Source organism: Pseudarthrobacter sp. MDT1-22 (genome assembly GCF_054511035.1).
The window spans coordinates 16508-34179 of the sequence record NZ_JBTNDK010000015.1; the positions used below are offsets into that span (position 1 = coordinate 16508).

12 protein-coding genes and 1 pseudogene are annotated in these 17672 nt (G+C 66.1%); 9 read left to right on the forward strand and 4 right to left on the reverse strand.

Annotated features, from left to right (window positions below):
* Positions 1-117: 117 nt before the first annotated feature.
* Positions 118-1101, reverse strand: a pseudogene (locus tag ACX80M_RS12905) (ABC transporter substrate-binding protein).
* A 274-nt stretch (positions 1102-1375) separates the two neighbouring features.
* Between ACX80M_RS12905 and ACX80M_RS12910 the strand changes: the two are divergent.
* The 8 genes from ACX80M_RS12910 to ACX80M_RS12945 all read left to right on the forward strand — a co-directional run bounded on the left by ACX80M_RS12910 (position 1376) and on the right by ACX80M_RS12945 (position 13025).
* On the forward strand, positions 1376-2365 hold the full coding sequence (locus ACX80M_RS12910) for an LLM class flavin-dependent oxidoreductase (protein WP_252614298.1): 990 nt from the start codon (positions 1376-1378) through the stop codon (positions 2363-2365).
* Positions 2366-2654: 289 nt separating this feature from the next.
* Positions 2655-3731, forward strand: coding sequence for a LacI family DNA-binding transcriptional regulator (locus tag ACX80M_RS12915; RefSeq protein WP_252614297.1), 1077 nt, complete (start codon positions 2655-2657; stop codon positions 3729-3731).
* Positions 3732-3766: 35 nt separating this feature from the next.
* Positions 3767-5068, forward strand: a complete 1302-nt coding sequence (locus ACX80M_RS12920) for an extracellular solute-binding protein (RefSeq protein WP_252614296.1) — start codon at positions 3767-3769, stop codon at positions 5066-5068.
* Between the two features lie 13 nt (positions 5069-5081).
* Positions 5082-6047 (forward strand): carbohydrate ABC transporter permease, encoded by a 966-nt coding sequence (locus tag ACX80M_RS12925; RefSeq protein ID WP_252614295.1) that lies wholly within the window; start codon positions 5082-5084, stop codon positions 6045-6047.
* Position 6048: 1 nt separating this feature from the next.
* Positions 6049-6981 (forward strand): carbohydrate ABC transporter permease, encoded by a 933-nt coding sequence (locus ACX80M_RS12930; RefSeq protein WP_459309794.1) that lies wholly within the window; start codon positions 6049-6051, stop codon positions 6979-6981.
* Between the two features lie 3 nt (positions 6982-6984).
* Entirely contained in the window at positions 6985-8070 is a 1086-nt protein-coding gene (locus ACX80M_RS12935) for a glycoside hydrolase family 130 protein (protein ID WP_459309795.1), read from the forward strand.
* 2 nt (positions 8071-8072) lie between these two features.
* On the forward strand, positions 8073-10187 hold the full coding sequence (locus ACX80M_RS12940) for a hypothetical protein (protein WP_459309796.1): 2115 nt from the start codon (positions 8073-8075) through the stop codon (positions 10185-10187).
* A gap of 198 nt (positions 10188-10385) precedes the next feature.
* Positions 10386-13025: a trehalase-like domain-containing protein gene (locus ACX80M_RS12945; RefSeq protein WP_459309797.1), complete on the forward strand. Its 2640-nt coding sequence runs from the start codon at positions 10386-10388 to the stop codon at positions 13023-13025.
* 222 nt (positions 13026-13247) lie between these two features.
* On the opposite strand, the gene ACX80M_RS12950 is transcribed toward ACX80M_RS12945, so the two are convergent.
* The 3 genes from ACX80M_RS12950 to ACX80M_RS12960 form a co-directional block, all read right to left on the reverse strand.
* The gene (locus ACX80M_RS12950; protein WP_252599173.1) at positions 13248-14174 is read right to left on the reverse strand and encodes an AEC family transporter; all 927 of its coding nucleotides are present in this window, start codon (positions 14172-14174) and stop codon (positions 13248-13250) included.
* Positions 14175-14225: 51 nt separating this feature from the next.
* Positions 14226-14651 carry an aspartate 1-decarboxylase gene (gene panD, locus ACX80M_RS12955; RefSeq protein ID WP_248763631.1) on the reverse strand — a complete coding sequence of 142 codons (426 nt, stop codon included), beginning with the start codon at positions 14649-14651 and terminating at the stop codon, positions 14226-14228.
* 106 nt (positions 14652-14757) lie between these two features.
* A complete protein-coding gene (locus ACX80M_RS12960) occupies positions 14758-15684 on the reverse strand; it encodes a LysR substrate-binding domain-containing protein (RefSeq protein ID WP_252599172.1) in 927 nt (308 codons plus the stop codon).
* 154 nt (positions 15685-15838) lie between these two features.
* Here ACX80M_RS12960 and ACX80M_RS12965 point away from each other — a divergent pair, with 154 nt between their 5' ends.
* Positions 15839-17302 (forward strand): amino acid permease, encoded by a 1464-nt coding sequence (locus ACX80M_RS12965; protein WP_058930841.1) that lies wholly within the window; start codon positions 15839-15841, stop codon positions 17300-17302.
* Positions 17303-17672: the final 370 nt, after the last annotated feature.

The window sequence follows — 17672 nt, forward strand, 5'->3', positions numbered from 1 at the left end:
GAGCGCCGCAAATTCTGGTAGCGCCAGACGCAGCGAACGCGCCAGGCATTGTGGGGCGGGACACGAAGAATCCCCGCCTCGCTGAAGCAAGGCGGGGATTCTCCGTGGTTGGCGGCCCTACTTCTTCGGCAGGCCGGGCGGGTTCAGTTCGGAGGTCTTGATGGCCTCCGAGGACAGGCCCCGCCGGTCCAGAATCTCGGCGTAGCTGCCTTCCTTAATGAGAGTGTTCAGGGCAGCCTGGGCTGCAACGGCCAGGCCGTTTCCCTTCTGTGTGGTGAAGGCGATTTCGGCGGTCAGCGGCCAGCCGCCGTTGAGCGCGCCCACTTCCTTGGTCTTGCCGTCCTTCGCGGCCTTGTAGGCCGCCCCGGCGTTCGGGCCGAACGTCAGGTCCGCACGGCCGGACTGGAGTGCCAGCGTGGAGGCGGAGTCGTCGTCGTAATACTGGAACTCAACCGGCGCGAGCCCCTTGGCCTTGTTCTCTTCGTCCCAGCGCACCAGGATCGCTTCCTGGTTGGTGCCCGAGCCGACGATGATGCGCTTGCCGGCAACGTCCTTGGCTTCCGTGATGTCGCCGATGGTGGAATCGGTCTTGGCGTAGAAGCCCAGGAGGTCGTTGCGGTAGCTCGCAAAGTCGAACTTCTCCTTGCGGGCCTCGGTGACGGTGACGTTGGAGAGCACGGCCTCGTACTTGCCGGATTCAACGCCCAGCGGCTAGTCGGCCCAGGCCACGGGCAGGACCTCCACGGTCAGCCCCAGCGTCTCGCCGACAGCGTAGGCGATGTCCACTTCGCTGCCGATGAGCGTCTTGTTGTCCGTGGCGAACAGGCTCAGCGGGGCTGTGCCGCCGGTGGTGACTACGGTCAGTTTGCCGTCCGCCTTGTTGGCGTCGGGGACCAGTGCGGCGGCTTTCTCATCTACCGTCACCTTGACGCGGTTCTGCTCCGGGGCCAGATTGAACGTCTTGCCTGCTGCGCTCGTCGTAGAGCCCGACGACGGTGCTGTCGGCGCCGTCGCGCCCGGGTCCGAGCAGGCGGCCAGCGCCAGCAGCGTGACTGCTGCGAGTGCTGCACCGGCAGCCTGTCTTGTCTTGATTTTCGCCATGATTTCCCCTTGCAAGTTGCTGATTTTCGGAACGGAACGGTGTTCTTGGCAGCAACTATCCGGGACCGCTGGTGCGGGATCAAAGGCCGCCGAAACGGTGCGATACCGGGAGTAACGGCAGTTCACCGGGCGACCGCCGCGGTCACAAATGAGACTGTGGGCCACCCCACCGCAGGCCGCAGAAATAACCCGGACGCCGCCGTCGTTGTCCACAGTGTGCCCGCCGCGACCCGGCCGGCCACCCTACGCAACGCATTGAAAGGCCGGCACCGACGTGACGCTTCCCCTCTCCATCCTTGATCTGGCAACCATTGGCAAAGGCCAGACGGCGGCGGAGAGTTTCGCCGGCAGCGTGGCCATGGCACAGCGGGCGGAGGAGCTGGGCTACCGGCGGGTCTGGTACGCCGAGCACCACAACATGTCCGCCATCGCGTCATCGGCCACAAGCGTGCTGATCGCCCACGTGGCCGCCCACACCAAGACCATCAGGCTCGGCGCGGGCGGCGTCATGCTGCCCAACCACTCGCCGCTGACCATCGCCGAGCAGTTCGGCACCCTGGAAACGCTGCACCCGGGCCGGATCGACCTTGGCCTGGGCCGCGCCCCCGGCAGCGACCAGAACACCATGCGCGCGCTGCGCCGGGACCCCATGTCCGCGGACACTTTCCCCCAAGACGTCCTGGAGCTGCAGGGCTACCTCACCGGTCCCACGCGGATTCAGGGCGTGGAGGCCACCCCCGGCAAGGGCACCAACGTCCCGCTGTACATCCTCGGATCGTCGCTGTTCGGCGCCCGCCTCGCTGCCCAGCTGGGCCTGCCGTACGCCTTCGCCTCGCACTTCGCCCCCAACTCCCTGCAGGATGCCGTGGCGCTCTACCGCAGCGAATTCAAGCCGTCGGCGCAGCTCGAAGCCCCGCACGTGATCGCCGGCGTCAACGTGATCGCCGCCGATTCCGCTGCCGAAGCGCAGGCGGCTTTCCGGGCCACCCTGCGCGCCCGCGTCGGTCTGTTCTTTGGCGGCGGGCGCGAGTTCACCGACGACGAAGCGGACATGATCCTGGACTCCCCGCAGGGCCAGCACGTCTCGCAGATGATGACGTACTCGGCCATCGGCACCCCGGACGTTGTGAACGACTACCTCGAGGAGTTCGCCAAGCTCTCCGACGCCGACGAACTCATCGTGGCGCACCAGAACACCGGCACCGAGGCCAGGATCCGCTCCGTGGAGCTGCTGGCGGGGGTTGCCGGGCTGGCCCGGATCTAGGTCCGGCGCCACCGGCACGTGGGGGCGCGCCCGCGTCACGCCAAGCACCCTTTTAGGAAGCCCGACGGCGGGATCCCCCGGAATCACGCGGCGGGCGCCGCCGTCGTGGTCCAAAAGCGTGCCCTGCGTGACGGCGGAAGCCGGCCAGGACGGAACCAACGCGGCCGCCGGAAAGCACCAATGTGGCGGCGGGCCCTTGACATCCCTCAACTGAACCGGTTTAGTAGAGCCTACTGAACCGGTTCAGTGGCGTGAGTCACGGGACCCACAACCTGAAGGGTCCCACATCATGGCAGTAACCATCAGCGACGTCGCCCATGCGGCCGGGGTCAGCAAAGGTGCTGTCTCGTATGCGCTGAACAACCAGCCCGGCGTCAGCGACGCCACCCGGGGCCGGATCTTGCAGGTCGCCAAAGAGCTTGGCTGGAAGCCGAGCCTCCGCGCCAAGGGCCTGTCCTCCGCGAAGGCCTACGCGCTGGGCCTTGTGGTGGCCCGCGACCCAAAGCTCCTTGGCACGGACCCGTTCTTCCCGGCGTTCATTGCTGGCATCGAGACCACCCTCGCCGAGCACGATTACACGCTGGTCCTGAGCGTTGCCACCGCCCCCGGCGCCGAAGAGCGGGCCTACCGCAAACTGGCCGACGGCGGCCGCGTGGACGGCGTGATCCTGACCGATGTGCGGCACCATGATTCCCGGATCGGTCTGCTGCGCGAGCTCAAGCTGCCGGCCGTGACGCTCAACAGGCCGGATTCGGACTCACCCTTCCCCGCGGTGTCCATGGATGACACGGACGGCATCACGGCCGCCGTCGAACATCTTCTGGCCCTGGGCCACGTCCGGATCGGCCACGTGGGCGGCGCCCAGGAATACATCCACGGCCGCAGCCGCCGCCGGGCCTGGGAAGCGGCCATGGCCGCTGCCGGCCTGGCAGCGGATCTGTTCGCGGAGGCTGACTTCACGGCGCCCGGGGGAGTGGCCGCCACCGCGGAACTGCTCCGCCGGCCGGACCGCCCCACCGCGATTGTCTATGCGAACGACCTCATGGCGACGTCCGGCCAGTCCTTCGCCCAGTCTCAGGGCCTGAACGTCCCGGGTGACCTGTCAGTCACCGGCTACGACAACGCCGAGTTCACCAAGTACCTCAACCCGCCCCTCACCACTATCGCCACTGACCCCATGCGCTGGGGCAGAGTTGCCGCGCAGGCCCTCCTGGACCAGCTCAACGGCACCCACTCCGGTGAGGATACGGACCTGCAGGCACCTTCCCTGCTGGTCCGCGCCTCCACCGGCCCCGCCCCATCCACAACCACCAAGCCAGTCCCCCAGCAATCCCCAAAGCAAGCAAAAAAGCACACCAACCCGTAGCAGATCCCCACCGGGACCAGTATCAAGGAGTCGCAATGAAGCGCTTTACCAAAGCCACGCGAATATTGTCAGTGGCCGCCCTGACCGTAATGGGGGCAGGCCTGGCTGCCTGCGGCGGCAGCGGAGGGGGCGGCGATGGCGGTTCGGCCACGTCCGCCAAGGGGCCCATCAAGATCTGGTACTCCAACAACGAGTTCGAGGTGAAGTGGGGCAAGGCGATGGTGGAATCCTGGAACTCCGCCCACCCGGACGAGAAGATCGATGCGCAGGAGATCCCTGCCGGCAAGAGCTCCGAGGAAGTCATCGGTGCAGCCATCACGGCCGGCAACGCTCCCTGCCTGGTCTTCAACACCGCGCCTGTCGCAGTTCCCCAGTTCCAGAAGCAGGGTGGTTTGGTGGCCCTGGATGAGTTCCCGGACGGGCTCCAGTACATCAAGGACCGCACCGGTGACCTGGCGGACCAGTACAAGTCCGCGGACGGCAAGATGTACCAGCTGCCGTGGAAGTCCAATCCCGTTGTCCTCTTCTACAACAAGGACATGTTTGCCAAGGCCGGGCTGGATCCGGAGAACCCGAAGCTGGGGACGCACCAGGAACTGCTGGACACCGCCCGGACCCTGGTGTCCTCAGGTGCTGCCACCAACGCCATGTGGCCATCACCGGCCAGTGACTTCTTCCAGGCCTGGTTCGATTTCTACTCCTTCTACGCCGCCAACTCCGACGGCACCCCGCTGGTGAAGGACGGCAAGGCCACGTTCGACAGCGAGGAGGGCAAACAGGTAGCCACCATGTTCGAGACCTTCTATAAGGAGAAACTGGCCTCCAAGGAGGTCTACCAGGGCGATTCATTCGCCGAAGGCAAGGCGGCAATGTCCATGGCCGGTCCGTGGGCCATTTCCGCCTACAAGGACAAGGTGAACTGGGGTGCGGTCCCGGTCCCGGCCGCAGCGGCCAAGGCTGATGCCTCAACGTTCTCCGATGCCAAGAACGTGGCCATGTACTCCGCGTGCGAGAACCAGGGCACGGCGTGGGAGGTCATGAAGTTCGCCACCAGCGAGGAGCAGGACGGCAAGCTGCTGACCGACACCGGCCAGATGCCCATGCGCAAGGACCTCCAAACGGTCTATTCGGACTACTTCGCCAAGAACCCGGCCTACACCCAGTTCGCCGAGCAGGCCGCGCGGACTGTGGAGGTCCCCAACGTCACCAACTCGGTTGAGGTCTGGCAGACCTTCCGCACCGCCTACGCCAAGGCCGTGATCTTCGGGAACGAAAGCATCGACACCTCGTTCAAGGACGCGGCCGACAAGATCAACCAACTGGTAGCCCAGAAGTAGCGGTGACCCCCCAATGTCACTCCGCTCTTCTAGTGGGAACCCCGTCACGGGGAAACCGGCTGGTGGACCGGTGGACCGGCGGCTGGTGCCCAGGAAGCGTAAGAACTTCCTGGGCCCCCAGCCGCTGGGCCTGCTGTTCAGCGCCCCGTACGTCATCTACGTGCTGGCCGTCCTGGCGTTCCCCCTCGGCTACGCCGTCTACATTTCCTTCCACGATTTCTTCTTCACGGCACCACGGGTCAAGGTGGACCGGCCGTTTGTAGGGTTCGACAACTACATCGCCGTCCTGTCAGACCCCGCCGTTCAGCGCTCGTTCCTGAACATCGGCGTTTTCCTCATCATCAACGTCCCGCTCACGGTGGGCCTGTCGCTGCTGCTGGCCAACGCCTTGAACCGCATCACCCGGTTCAAGACGTTCTTCCGCCTCAGCTACTACGTGCCGTATGTGACCGCGAGCGTCGCCGTCGTCGGGGTCTGGCTGTTCCTCTTCCAACAAAACGGGCTGCTGAACACGCTGCTGGGGCCCCTGGCCCCAACCCCGTCCTGGCTGGTGAATTCGTGGCTGGCCATGCCTACCGTGGCCCTGTACGTGACGTGGAAACAGCTGGGATTCTTCATCCTGCTCTACCTCGCGGCGCTGCAGAACATCCCCGATGAGCTGTACGAATCAGCGGCCGTGGACGGCGGCAACAAGTGGGTCCAGTTCTGGAACATCACCGTGCCAGGCGTCCGGCCCGCCAGCGTCCTGGTCACGCTGCTGGCCACCATTACCGGCGCAAACCTCTTCACCGAGCCGTACCTGCTGACCGGCGGCGGCGGTCCGGACGGGGCCTCGGCCTCCCCGGTGTTCATCATGTACCAGCGGGGCCTCCTGCAGGGGAACCCCGACGTCGCCGCCGCACTGGGTGTGGTGCTGGTGATCGGCGTCCTGCTGATCGCCCTGATCCAGAAACGCCTCGTGGGCGGGAAGGAGGACTGACATGTCCGTCACCAACGCACAAAACGCCAAAAACGACGACGCCGCCAGCCGGCGTCCGGAACCAGCGGAACCTGTCCTTCGTCCCGACTTGGGCGTCGAAAAACGCCGCAACCTGGGCGTGGGCAGCTCCATCCTGCTATGCGTGGGCGCCTTCGTTTTCCTCTTCCCGTTCTATTACATGCTCATCGGTTCACTGCAGACTGCCCCGGACACGTCGATTTTCGGCGCGTTTCCCAACCCGGCCAACATCACCGGCGCGAACTATGTGCAGATCAACGAGTCCATCAACCTGTTCCGCGGCCTGCTCAACTCCGGCATCTTCACCGGCGGCGTCATCCTCTTCACGGTGATTTTCGGGCTGCTGGTGGGCTATGCCCTGGCGCAGATGAAGTTCCGTGGCCGCGGCGTGGTGTTCGGGATGATGCTGCTGGTGCAGATGATCCCGTTCCAGCTGCTGCTCATCCCGCTCTACGTCATGATCGTGCGCGATTACGGCCTCGCGGACAGCTACCTGGGCATGATCATGCCGTTCGCCATCAACTCCACGGCGGTGTTTGTGTTCCGCCAGTACTTCCTCCAGCTGCCCTCAACCCTGTTTGAGGCCGCCCGGATCGACGGCGCCTCGGAGCTGCGGATCCTGTGGCAGATCGCCATCCCGCTGGTCCGTCCTGCCATCGTCACCGCCGTGCTGCTGACCTTTATCGGCCCGTGGAACGAGTTCCTGTGGCCGTTCCTGGTCACGAAGGAGCAGTCCCTGCAGCCGTTGGCCGTGTCACTGGCCAACTTCATCTCCAACATCGCCGGCCAGGCCGGAAACCCGTTCGGTGCCATCCTTGCCGGTGCCTGCGTGCTGGCGGCCCCCGCCGTCGCACTCTTCATTTTCTTCCAGCGCCAGTTCATTTCCACCAATATCGGTTCCAGCGTAAAGGGCTAATCCATGACTTCCCCCCACACTTCAGCACTCCCCACTGTCCCCTTCACCCTCACCCGCGCCGGCGTCATCATGACCCCCGAGCCCGGCAACGACTTCGAAGCCGAAGGCGTCCTCAACCCCGCCAGCGGCCGCGGCCCGGACGGCGAGCTGTACCTGCTGCCGCGGCTTGTGGCCACGGGCAACGTGTCCCGTGTGGGGCTCGCCAAGGTGGTCATCAACGACGACGGCGTGCCCAGCGGCGTGGAACGCGAGGGCGTGGTCCTGGCCCCGGACGAGGGCTGGGAACGCGGCATGAACAATGCCGGCACCGAGGATCCGCGCACTACCTGGGTGCCCGCCCTTGGCAAGCACCTCATGACCTACGTGGCCTACGGCCCGCTGGGCCCCCGCCTCGCCTTCGCCCACTCCGAGGACCTCCGGAACTGGGACCGCCTTGGCCCGTGCTTCTTCGAGTACCAGGCCGATCTCTCCATGGACCTGAACCTGTTTCCCAACAAGGATGCAGTGTTTTTCCCGGAGCCGGTGAACGACCCCGACGGCGTGCCCTCCTACGCCATGCTGCACCGCCCCATGTGGGACCTGGGCTGGATCCGTCCCGGCGAAGGCGAGCACCTGCCCGCCGGCGTCACGGACAACCGCCCCGGCATCTGGATCTCCTACGTGGCCGTGGCCGACGTCGAACGCGACCTGCGCAACCTGGTGCACATGGGCAAGCACCGGCTGGTGGCCCTCAGCGAGTTCCCCTTTGAGGAACTGAAGATCGGCGGCGGCCCGCCCCCCATCCGCGTGGACGAAGGCTGGCTCCTGATCCACCACGGCGTGGCCGGAAAGATGGCCGCCTCCGCCTTCGAGCAGCAGCAGAACGTTAACTACACCGCCGCGGCCATGATCCTGTCCGCGGACGATCCCTCCACGGTGATCGCCCGCAGCGACAAGCCGCTGTTGGCGCCGGAAACCGAGGACGAGATCTCCGGGATCGTGCCGAACGTGGTGTTCCCCACCGCGATCGAAAAAATCGGCGACCAGCTGTTTGTGTTCTACGGGATGGCCGACTCCAAAATCGGTGTCGCCAAACTGGACCGGATCTGACGGTGCTGCCTTCACCGAAGGCCACACGGCCGGTGGTGACGGCGGTGGCCGTTTCCATGCTGGCTGTTTCGCTGCAGGCAGGTGCCGTCACGGCGGCCCCTGCCGCGCCGCCGTCGTCCGCCAGTGCGCACACTGCAACGGCGGCACCCGTCCTGGAACCCGCATTGGCCGACGGCGGGAGTCTGACCAACCTGGACCACCTCGACTTCCTGGTGGACACGGTGCCGCTGGCTCCGGTGGCCGGGCACGCCACCTACCAGCTCGAGCAGGACCCCGAGGCCGAAGCGCCGTGGACCTACGCCGATAAGAACGACGACGGCAGTTATGACCGCGTGGGCGGCGGGGACCTGGACCCGGCCACCGGCGACTGGACCCAGGGTGCCTACAACGCGGACGATATCGCCCGCACCGCCGTGGTCTACCTGCGGCACTGGAAGCAGACCGGGGACCTGGCGAGCAGGGAGCACGCCTTCCAGAACCTCCGTACGCTTACGTACCTGCAAACGGTGGATGGCCCGAACGCCGGCAACGTCATCCTCTGGCAGCAGGCGGACGGCAGCCTGAACCCCAGCGCCATTCCCGTGGAACTGCCGGATCCGTCCGACTCCGCGGAGTCCTACTGGCTGGCCCGCACGGTGTGGGCCCTGGGCGAAGGCTTCGCAGGGTTTGCGGGGTCCGATCCGGAGTTCGCCGCGTTCCTGCAGGACCGGCTGCACCTGTCCCTGGGTGCCCTGAACCGCCAGTCTCTCGCCAAGTACGGAACGTTCGACACCGCCGACGGCGTCCAGGTCCCGGCCTGGCTCATTGCTGGCGGCGCGGATGCCTCCGCCGAGGCCGTGCTGGGCTTGGCCGCGTACGTGGAGACCGTTCCGTCCGATGCCGTGGCCACCACGGCGCTGTCCCGGCTGAGCGAGGGTGTGGCCGCTATGTCTTCCGGCTCGGCCACGCAATGGCCGTTCGGCGCGATCATGCCGTGGAACAAGTCCCAGAGCCTCTGGCACGCGTGGGGCGGCATGGCTCCGGCCGCTGTTGCCACCGCATCCACTGTCCTGGACCGGCCTGACCTGCTGACGGCAGCCGTGAAGGACACCGCGCAGTTCACGCCGCAGCTGCTCGCAGCGGGCGGTCCGGACAACGCCTGGAGCCCCGCTCCCGGCGAGGCCCAGATCGCGTACGGCGTGGACTCCCGCGTCCAAAGCCTGGTGGCGACGGCGGAAGCCGCTAAAGCGCCGGGACTCCTGGACGTGGCAGCCATCGCCGCGGGCTGGTTCTTCGGCGCCAGCCCCAACGGCGCCCCCGCCTACAACCCGGCAACCGGCACGGCCATCGACGGGATCGAAACGGACGGCCGGATCAACCCCAACTCCGGCGCCGAATCCACCATCCATGCCCTGCTCACCATGCTGGCCCTCGACGCCGACCCGGAACTCCGGGCCAAGGCCCTAGGGATCAGCGTGACCGACGGGACCAACGGGCTCAACGTGGTGGAAGCCGAAGCCGGCACCATCACAGGCAACGGCACAGTGGTGCGGCCGCCGTCGGCCTGGACCGGCGAAGCGAACATCTCCGGCGGGGCATATGTGGACCTGAACGCTGGCGGCAGTCTTTCCATCCCGTTGCCGGCAGCGGACCAGCCCAGCAACATCTTCCCCATTGTGAACCAGGCAATTGCGCCCTCGGGCACCACCACCTGGACCTCGGCCAAGGGCCTGCTCGGCACCACGGCCAACGGCAGGGCAGGGGCGCAGGGCATCACCGATGCCCCCGGCATCCTCATCCCGTTCACCTTGCGGCGCGCCCTCGCTGCCGGCCTGACCTCGGTCACCGCCAGCACCGACGGCCAGGCGGCACTGGACGCACTCCTGGTCCAGCCGCTGATCTCCACGGTGTCCGTCTCCGGTTCGGGCGGCGACTCCACGCTGTACGTCAGCGCGGCCAAGTCCGCTACCGTGCGGCAGGTGGGCGTGCCGGAAGGGTTTGTGCTGGTCCAGCGCCAGTACGACTCCGCCGGCCAGCCGGTCAAGGGCTCCAACGGCAGCGCCGGCGCCACGTCCGGACGCGTCACGGTGGCCCCTGGCGGCTTCACCCTGGCGACGCTGACCGTCGTCGGGCGTTAAGGCCTGCCCTGCGTGACACGACGCGACGGGAGGCTGCGTGACACGACGTGACGCGAGGCCGGCGGCGGAGGGTGGGTCCCGCCGTCGGACTTTACACGGTGGCAATAGCCGGGACATTCAGGCGAAACCACCCGGCGGAAACATGGGATACGGCCCCTCCGGCCTTTCCGGGCCAGGCTCTGCTGAAGGAGTGCACGCATGGCTACGCCGTTGAACCAGAGCGTGGCGGATTCCGCCCTGCTGACCAGATCGCTGCCGCTGGGCCTGCTCCGGACGTTCATCCAGTCGGACCTGGCGGACGAAGGTTTCACCCCCACCCTCCTGGCCGAACTGAAGGTCCTCGCCCGTGTCCCCGGGCTGCTGGTGGCCTGCAACTACGGCGGAACACTGTGCGACGCGGAGGGAATCTCCACCGAGACCCTTCCCCTGGGGAGCGCCGCGATCGCGCTCCGCGCCCTGGCCGCCCTACCCAACACCCATGCCGCCGTCATCTCGGGGCGCTCGCTGCGTGACCTCGCCGCTGTGTCACGGCTGCCCGCGGAGGTGCACCTCATCGGCTCGCATGGCGCGGAGTCGGACATGGCCTTCGCCCACGTCCAGGACCTCGCCACCGAAGCCACGCTCCACAAGGTAGGCACCGCGCTGACTGAGGCCGTGGGTTTCCAGGAGGGAATCTGGATCGAGCGGAAGCCGGTGGCCGTGTCGGTGCACACCCGGCCGGCCTCCCCGACGGTGGTGCAGGTCGTGACGGAAACGGCGCGGGAGATCGCCAGGGCCCATGGGCTGTTCTTCATCGTGGACGGTTCGGTCCTGGACCTCTCGGTGATGGAACCGGCCAAGGCGGACGCCCTGGAAAACCTCCGGTCCCGGCTGGGCGCGAGTGCTGCGCTGTACGCAGGGGACGCCCACAGCGACGAAATGGCCATCGCCACGCTCCGCGGCCCGGACCTGGGGTTACGAGTGGGGCCGGGGGAGACCCGCGCGTCCCACCGGCTGCGGGACCCGGAATCCTTCGCCCGCGTCCTGGCCCTCCTGTTCGAGCTGCGGCGGGCTTGGCTTTTCGGCGAGGACGCAGTGGGGCTCGAGCGCCACACGATGATCGGCAACGGATCATCCACCGCTTTGGTCACTCCGGATGCCAAGGTCTGCTGGATGAGCCACCCGCTCCCGGATTCAGGGTCGCTGTTCGCCCACATCCTGGGCGGGGACGCCGCCGGGCACTTCTCCGTAGAGCCGCTCAAGGCCTCGCAGGTTCTGGGCCAGCGCTACGTGGACAGCACCATGATCGTGGAGACGCGCTGGGCGGACGTAACCGTCACGGACTACCTGGAGCCGGCACCGGAAGGGATCACCAGCCTGGTCCGGGTGCTCTCCGGAACCGGCGGCGCCAAGATCGTCTTCGCGCCCCGGCCGGATTACGCCAACGCGCCGTTCAGCATGGAGGCCCGCGGCGATGAACTCCATGTGGTGGGAACCTCCGATCCCATTTTCCTTTTTGCCCCGGGCGTCAGTTTCACCATCACCTCGGACGGCCTCCATGCCACCGCCACCGCTTCGGTCAACCTCCAGGACGGGCCGGTGGTCCTCAACCTGCGCTGCGGCGACACCGAGCCTGCGTTGGCGGACCCCCGCGGGGAGACGGACCGGCGGGCGGGCGTGGCGCTCCACTCCCGCCGCTGGGTGCAGGAACTGGAACTGCCCTCGGTGAAGCCATCGCTGGTCCGCCGCTCAGCGCTGGTCCTCCGCGCCCTCGTGCACGAGCCCACGGGTGCCGTGCTGGCCGCGCCCACCACGTCGCTGCCAGAAGGAATCGGCGGCACACGGAACTGGGATTACCGCTACTGCTGGCTGCGGGACGGCTCCATGACGGTGAACGCGCTGGTGGACCTGGGCTCCACGGCGGAGGCGGCCGGGTTCCTCAGCTGGCTGGGCCGGATCCTCGAACATGCACCGGGCCCGGAATGGCTGCATCCGCTGTACTCGGTGACGGGGGCGCCGCTGTCCACGGAGGCCGTCATCGACAGCCTGCCCGGGTATGCGGGGTCCCGGCCGGTCCGGATCGGCAACGCCGCAGACCACCAGGTCCAGCTCGATGTCTTCGGGCCGGTGGCTGAACTGATCCACGGCGTCAGCTCACGGAATGGTGGCCTCGAGGACGGCCACTGGGACCTGTTGGTGCAGATGGCGGCCGCCGTCCTGGCCCGGTGGCACGAGCCTGACCACGGCATTTGGGAAGCCCGGCGGCCGCCGCGGCACCACGTCTACACCAAGGTGATGTGCTGGGTGACGCTGGACCGCGCACTGCGGACCGCCGACCGGCACGGCAGGACGCCGGATCCGTCGTGGGAACCCACGGCGCAAACCATCCGGGAGGAAGTCCTGCGCGAAGGCTGGGATGACTCGGCCACGTCCTACACCGTGGCCTACGACAGCCCCGACCTGGATGCAGCCGTCCTCCACATCGGGCTCTCCGGCCTGCTGGATGTCACTGACCAGCGGTTCCTGGACACCGTCACCGCCGTGGAAAGGGAACTGCGGGTGGGCCCCACCGTGTTCCGGTACAGGTACGACGACGGCCTGCCGGGTTTGGAGGGCGGCTTCCACATCTGTACTACCTGGCTGATTGAGGCGTACGTTGCGGTGGGCAGGATCGAGGAGGCCTGGGACCTGTTCGACCAGCTGGTGAACCTCTTCGGCCCCACCGGCCTGCTGCCCGAAGAATACGATCCCAGTACGGAGACGCACCTGGGGAACCACCCGCAGGCGTACTCGCACCTGGGGTTCATCCGCTGCGCCCGGATCCTGGACCGGCACAAGCCAGAGGCCAAAAGGACATAACCCGGCGCGAACGTACACTTGAGGCCCTGTCGGGAGGGCCCCAACTGCTCGTGCGCGCTGGTTTTTTCCGCCGGTTTATCACGCACAGCGCCTTTTTGGGAAGCACGACGGCGGCCTGCCGCGGAACTGCGCGGTGGGCGCCGCCGTCGGGCGCTAAAAGCGTGCCTGGCGTGACGAGGGAACCTAGCGGGAGCACAAACCGCTGGTCAGTTCAGCAGCCAATCAGTTCAGCAGCAGCGCGACGCCGATCATGGCAGGTACCGCCACCACCGTGGTGATCAGGACGGTGTCCTTGGCCACGGTGAGGCCGGTCTGGTAGCGGCTGGCGGCAACAAAAACGTTCTGCGCGGTGGGGAGGGACGCCACCACGACGGCCGCGAACAGGGCCGGGCCGTCGAGCCCTACGGCAAAGCGGGCAAAAACGTAGGCGATGGCCGGCTGGACCACCAGTTTGAAGGCACTGGCCAGGAGAGTGTCCACGCGTCTGCCGGCGGCGGCCTGCAATGGCCGGCTGCCGTTCAGGCTCATGCCGAAGGCGATCAGCATGGCCGGAATCGCAGCGCCGCCAATGAGGTGGATCGGCTCCAGGAGCAGCGGCGGAACCTTCCAACCGGTCCCCGCCACCAGCAGGCCAAGGCCCGAGCCAACAATCATCGGGTTCCGCAGGATCATCAGAATGAATCCCCAGGGCGTGGTGCGGTGTGAGCTGGTGCTGGCGTCCAGGATCATCAGGAAAATCGGTGTGAAGAACGCCAGTTGGAAGATCAGCAGCGGTGCCACGTAGCTGGCGTCGCCCAGAACATATACCGCGATGGGAATACCGAGGTTCGCGGAGTTGGCCAGGGAAGCGGCCATCGAGGACATCAGTGCTTCCGGCAACGCGCGCTTAAGGACGAACTTGACGATGCTGAAGAAGATAAGGGCGGTGCAGACGGCGGACACAGCCGTGACCAGCAGCGGTTCCGCGAAGACTTCCCGCAGCTGCGCTTTGCTGAGCGTCTCGAAGAGGAGTGCAGGGCTGGCCACAAAGAAGGTCAGGCCACTGAGGACCTGGCGGGCGTTGTCGCCCAGGATCCGTTGGCGGCCGACGAACCAGCCCACCATGATGATGAACCAGACAACAAAGAAGCCCTGCAGCACGCCTACCAAGAAAAGCCTCCGAGGCTGCGGCGGCGGTGTCTGCCCGGACTCACGCTCCGGCTACAGGGCGGCGTTGTTCAGGGCGAACGGCGGACGCATCAGGCCGGGCGTGTGGCACTCGGCGGGGTCGTTTCCGATCTGGACAATCTTGTTGTCCTCATCCACATGGATGACCTTCGGGGTGTAGGCATGGGCCTCTTCCGTGGTCATCTGGGCATAGGTGATGAGGATGACGATGTCGTTCTCGTGCATCAGGTGGGCTGCTGCCCCGTTGATGCCAATGACACCGGAGCCGCGCTCGCCGGCGATGGTGTAGGTCTCCAGGCGCGCACCGTTGGTCACGTCCACGATGGCCACGAGCTCGCCGGGAAGGATATCGGCAGCATCCAGCAGGTCCAGGTCAACGGTGACCGATCCTACGTAGTGCAGGTCGGCATGCGTGACGGTGGCCCGGTGGATTTTGGACTTGAACATTGTGCGATTCATAACCCGCCCAGTCTAGCGTCGGCACCCGGATCGCGCTGTGACGCACTGAACATGCCGGCGGAAGCTGTTTCCCCGCCTACCCGCACGTGACCGGGCGATCCGGCACCTAACTCGATGCGCCGCCGTCGTCCGTCCTTGCTACTGAGGTGGCGGTGGCGGCCAGCGTCTCGCGGGCGGCGAGGATGGCCGGCCGCTGCGCGCTGGAGCGGCGCACCGATGTGAACACGGTGCGGTGCGGGTTGCCGGGCAGGTCCAGCAGCTGGGCGGTGGTGCCGCGGCCGGTCCAGACGAGGTCCGGCATCAGCGCCACGGCATTTCCGGACTCGATCAGCCTGATCTGCGCCTGGAGATCGGCTGTTTCGAAGCGCACATCGGGCTCGAACCCGGCACTCCGGCAGGCCTGCTCCGCCCAGTGCCGGGATGCCGCGCCGCGGGGCTCCATCACCCAGGGCAGCGCGGCAGTATCTTCCAGCGACGTGATGGGCGGCCGGCCGGGAGCGGCCGGCGGAACGGCCAGCCGGATCACGTCAGTGGTCAGCTTGATGCGGTCCAGCTCCGGGTACCGCGGGGCGGCGTGGCCCGGATACTGTTCGGCGATGACCAGGTCAAAATCGCGCGCCCACGTCTCATGAAGTGCCGTTTCGGGTTCGCGCTGGATCATTTCGATCCGGACCTCCGGGTACTCCGCCGTCATCCGCGTGAGCGTGTCCGGCATCAGCGCCAAGGCCGCGGACTGGAACACCGCAATCCGGACGGTTCCCGTGACAGTCGTCAGCGACGCCGCGAGGTCTGCTTCAGCCTGCTCCATGGTTTCGAGCAGCTGGGCGGTGTGGGCCACCAGGACTTCGGCCTGGGGCGTCAGCTGCACGCGCCGCCCCGTCTTCCGGAGCAGCTCCACGCCCACTTCCTTTTCCAGCAGGGCAAGCTGCTGGGAGACCGACGACGGGCTGTACTGCAGTGCCTCCGCCACCTCCGCCAGGGTGCCCCGGATCTTCAGTTCGCGGAGAAGCCGCAGGCGCCGGACATCGAGCATGGCCACATTCCTTGATGAATCTAATGAATATAGGTTAGAAGTAGTCACTTTATCTAACGCAACTGCGCTTGCATACTGGTGTACCTGAGTTACCCCCGTCACAGCCCCTCGCCGGGGCGCCGTGTTGGGGCCGCACCCCACGCAGGAGTTCCTGATGAGCACAAGAGATATGTCCCAGTCGATTATGCGGCGCAAGCCCATCGACGATATCGAAGAAGAAAACAAGCACAGCGGGCTGTTCAAGTCCCTCGGGCTCTGGCAGCTCACCGCCATTGGTGTCGGCGGCATCATCGGCGTTGGAATTTTCTCCCTCGCCGGGTTGGTCGCGGCCGGAAGCGAAGATACTCCCGGAGTGGGGCCCGCTGTGCTGATCTCGTTCCTTGTTGCTGGTCTCGCATCCGCCGCGGCTGCCCTGTCCTACGCCGAGTTTGCAGGCATGATTCCGCGCGCAGGGTCCGCCTACACCTACGGCTACGTTGCTCTGGGTGAGGTGATTGGATGGTTCATCGGCTGGGACCTGCTGCTCGAATACATTGCCATTGTGGCCGTGGTGGCCATTGGCATTTCGGGGTACTTCGACGCCTTCCTGTCGGGAATCGGCGTTAACATGCCTGTCTGGATGACGTCCACGCCGGATGAGGGTAAGGGCGGCATCGTCAACATTCCCGCCATCGTCGTCTGCCTCCTGGTGACCTGGATCCTGTCCCGCGGCACCAAGGCATTCGGCCGTTTTGAACTCGTAGCCGTGGCCATCAAGGTCATCCTGATCCTGTTCATTATCGGCCTCGGCGTTTTCTATATCGACACCAACAACTACAACCCGTTTATGCCCAGCGGCTTTGGGCCCGTCCTGGCCGGTGCCGCGACCGTCTTCTTCGCGGTGTTCGGGTACGACGCCATGAGTACCGCGGCGGAAGAAGCCACGGACGGCAAGAAGCACATGCCGAAGGCCATCATCCTTTCGCTGATCATCGCCATGCTGCTCTACGTCGCTGCCACCCTAGTCCTGACCGGCATGCAGAACTACAAGGACATCGACCCCACGGCCGGCTTCGCTTCCGCCTTCACCGGCGTGGGTCTGCCCGTCATCGCCACCATCATTTCGGTCTTCGCCGTCCTGTCCATCCTCACGGTGATGCTGACCTTCCTCCTGGGCGTCACGCGTGTCTGGTTCTCCATGAGCCGCGATGGCCTGCTGCCAGGCTGGTTCGCCAAGACGGACCGGCACGGAACCCCGCAGCGCGTTACCTGGATTGCCGGCGTCGCCTCCGCCCTGCTGGCCGGTGTGTTCCCCATCAAGGCCGTCGCGGACCTCACGAACATTGGCATCCTGGCCGCGTTCGTCGTCGTCTGCTTCGCCGTGATCGTGTTCCGCTACAAGAAGCCGGACGCCCCGCGCACGTTCCGCCTGCCGCTGATGCCCGTTATTCCGGCCTTCGGTGTGCTGGCGTCCGCCTTCCTCATGTTCCAGCTGCACTGGGAGACCTGGGCGCGGTTCGGTGTCTGGCTGGTTATCGGCCTGGCCATTTACTTCTTCTACGGCCGCAAGCACTCCCTGATGAACCCGGACAGCCCACGCCACGAGGAGATTGTGGAGATGCACCGCCCCATCGGCTGACCCCCGGGTTCCCGGGCGTCCACCCGCCCACCCGTTCCGGCCCACCCACCCCCGGACGCTCACTCACTTCCTGCACGTTTTCACCAAACGCTCGCTCACTTTCGGGGCGCGAACGACGAACCCTCTCTCACATCCTGTGGGGAGGGTTCGTCCGTTTTTCATTGAGTGCGAGAGCGTTGCCCCAAAACCTGCAGGAAGTGAGGGAGGGTCGCCCAAAAACCCGCTTTAAGTGAGAGAGCGTTGCCCAAAAATCGGGGATTTCCTGACCGTTTGGACGGCAAATCAAAGCATTGGGTTTCCTAACCTGTATTGCTTAGAAAACATCGCTTTATCTTATGTGATTGCAAGTTCATACTGATGAATAAGACCC

Excerpts from the sequence above, each read along its gene's own strand:
- ACX80M_RS12915 (WP_252614297.1), top strand. The coding sequence starts at position 2,655 with ATGGCAGTAACCATCAGCGACGTCGCCCATGCGGCCGGGGTCAGCAAA.
- ACX80M_RS12920 (WP_252614296.1), top strand. The coding sequence starts at position 3,767 with ATGAAGCGCTTTACCAAAGCCACGCGAATATTGTCAGTGGCCGCCCTG.
- ACX80M_RS12925 (WP_252614295.1), top strand. The coding sequence starts at position 5,082 with ATGTCACTCCGCTCTTCTAGTGGGAACCCCGTCACGGGGAAACCGGCT.
- ACX80M_RS12930 (WP_459309794.1), top strand. The coding sequence starts at position 6,049 with ATGTCCGTCACCAACGCACAAAACGCCAAAAACGACGACGCCGCCAGC.
- ACX80M_RS12935 (WP_459309795.1), top strand. The coding sequence starts at position 6,985 with ATGACTTCCCCCCACACTTCAGCACTCCCCACTGTCCCCTTCACCCTC.
- ACX80M_RS12945 (WP_459309797.1), top strand. The coding sequence starts at position 10,386 with ATGGCTACGCCGTTGAACCAGAGCGTGGCGGATTCCGCCCTGCTGACC.
- panD (WP_248763631.1), bottom strand. The coding sequence starts at position 14,651 with ATGAATCGCACAATGTTCAAGTCCAAAATCCACCGGGCCACCGTCACG.
- ACX80M_RS12960 (WP_252599172.1), bottom strand. The coding sequence starts at position 15,684 with ATGCTCGATGTCCGGCGCCTGCGGCTTCTCCGCGAACTGAAGATCCGG.
- ACX80M_RS12965 (WP_058930841.1), top strand. The coding sequence starts at position 15,839 with ATGAGCACAAGAGATATGTCCCAGTCGATTATGCGGCGCAAGCCCATC.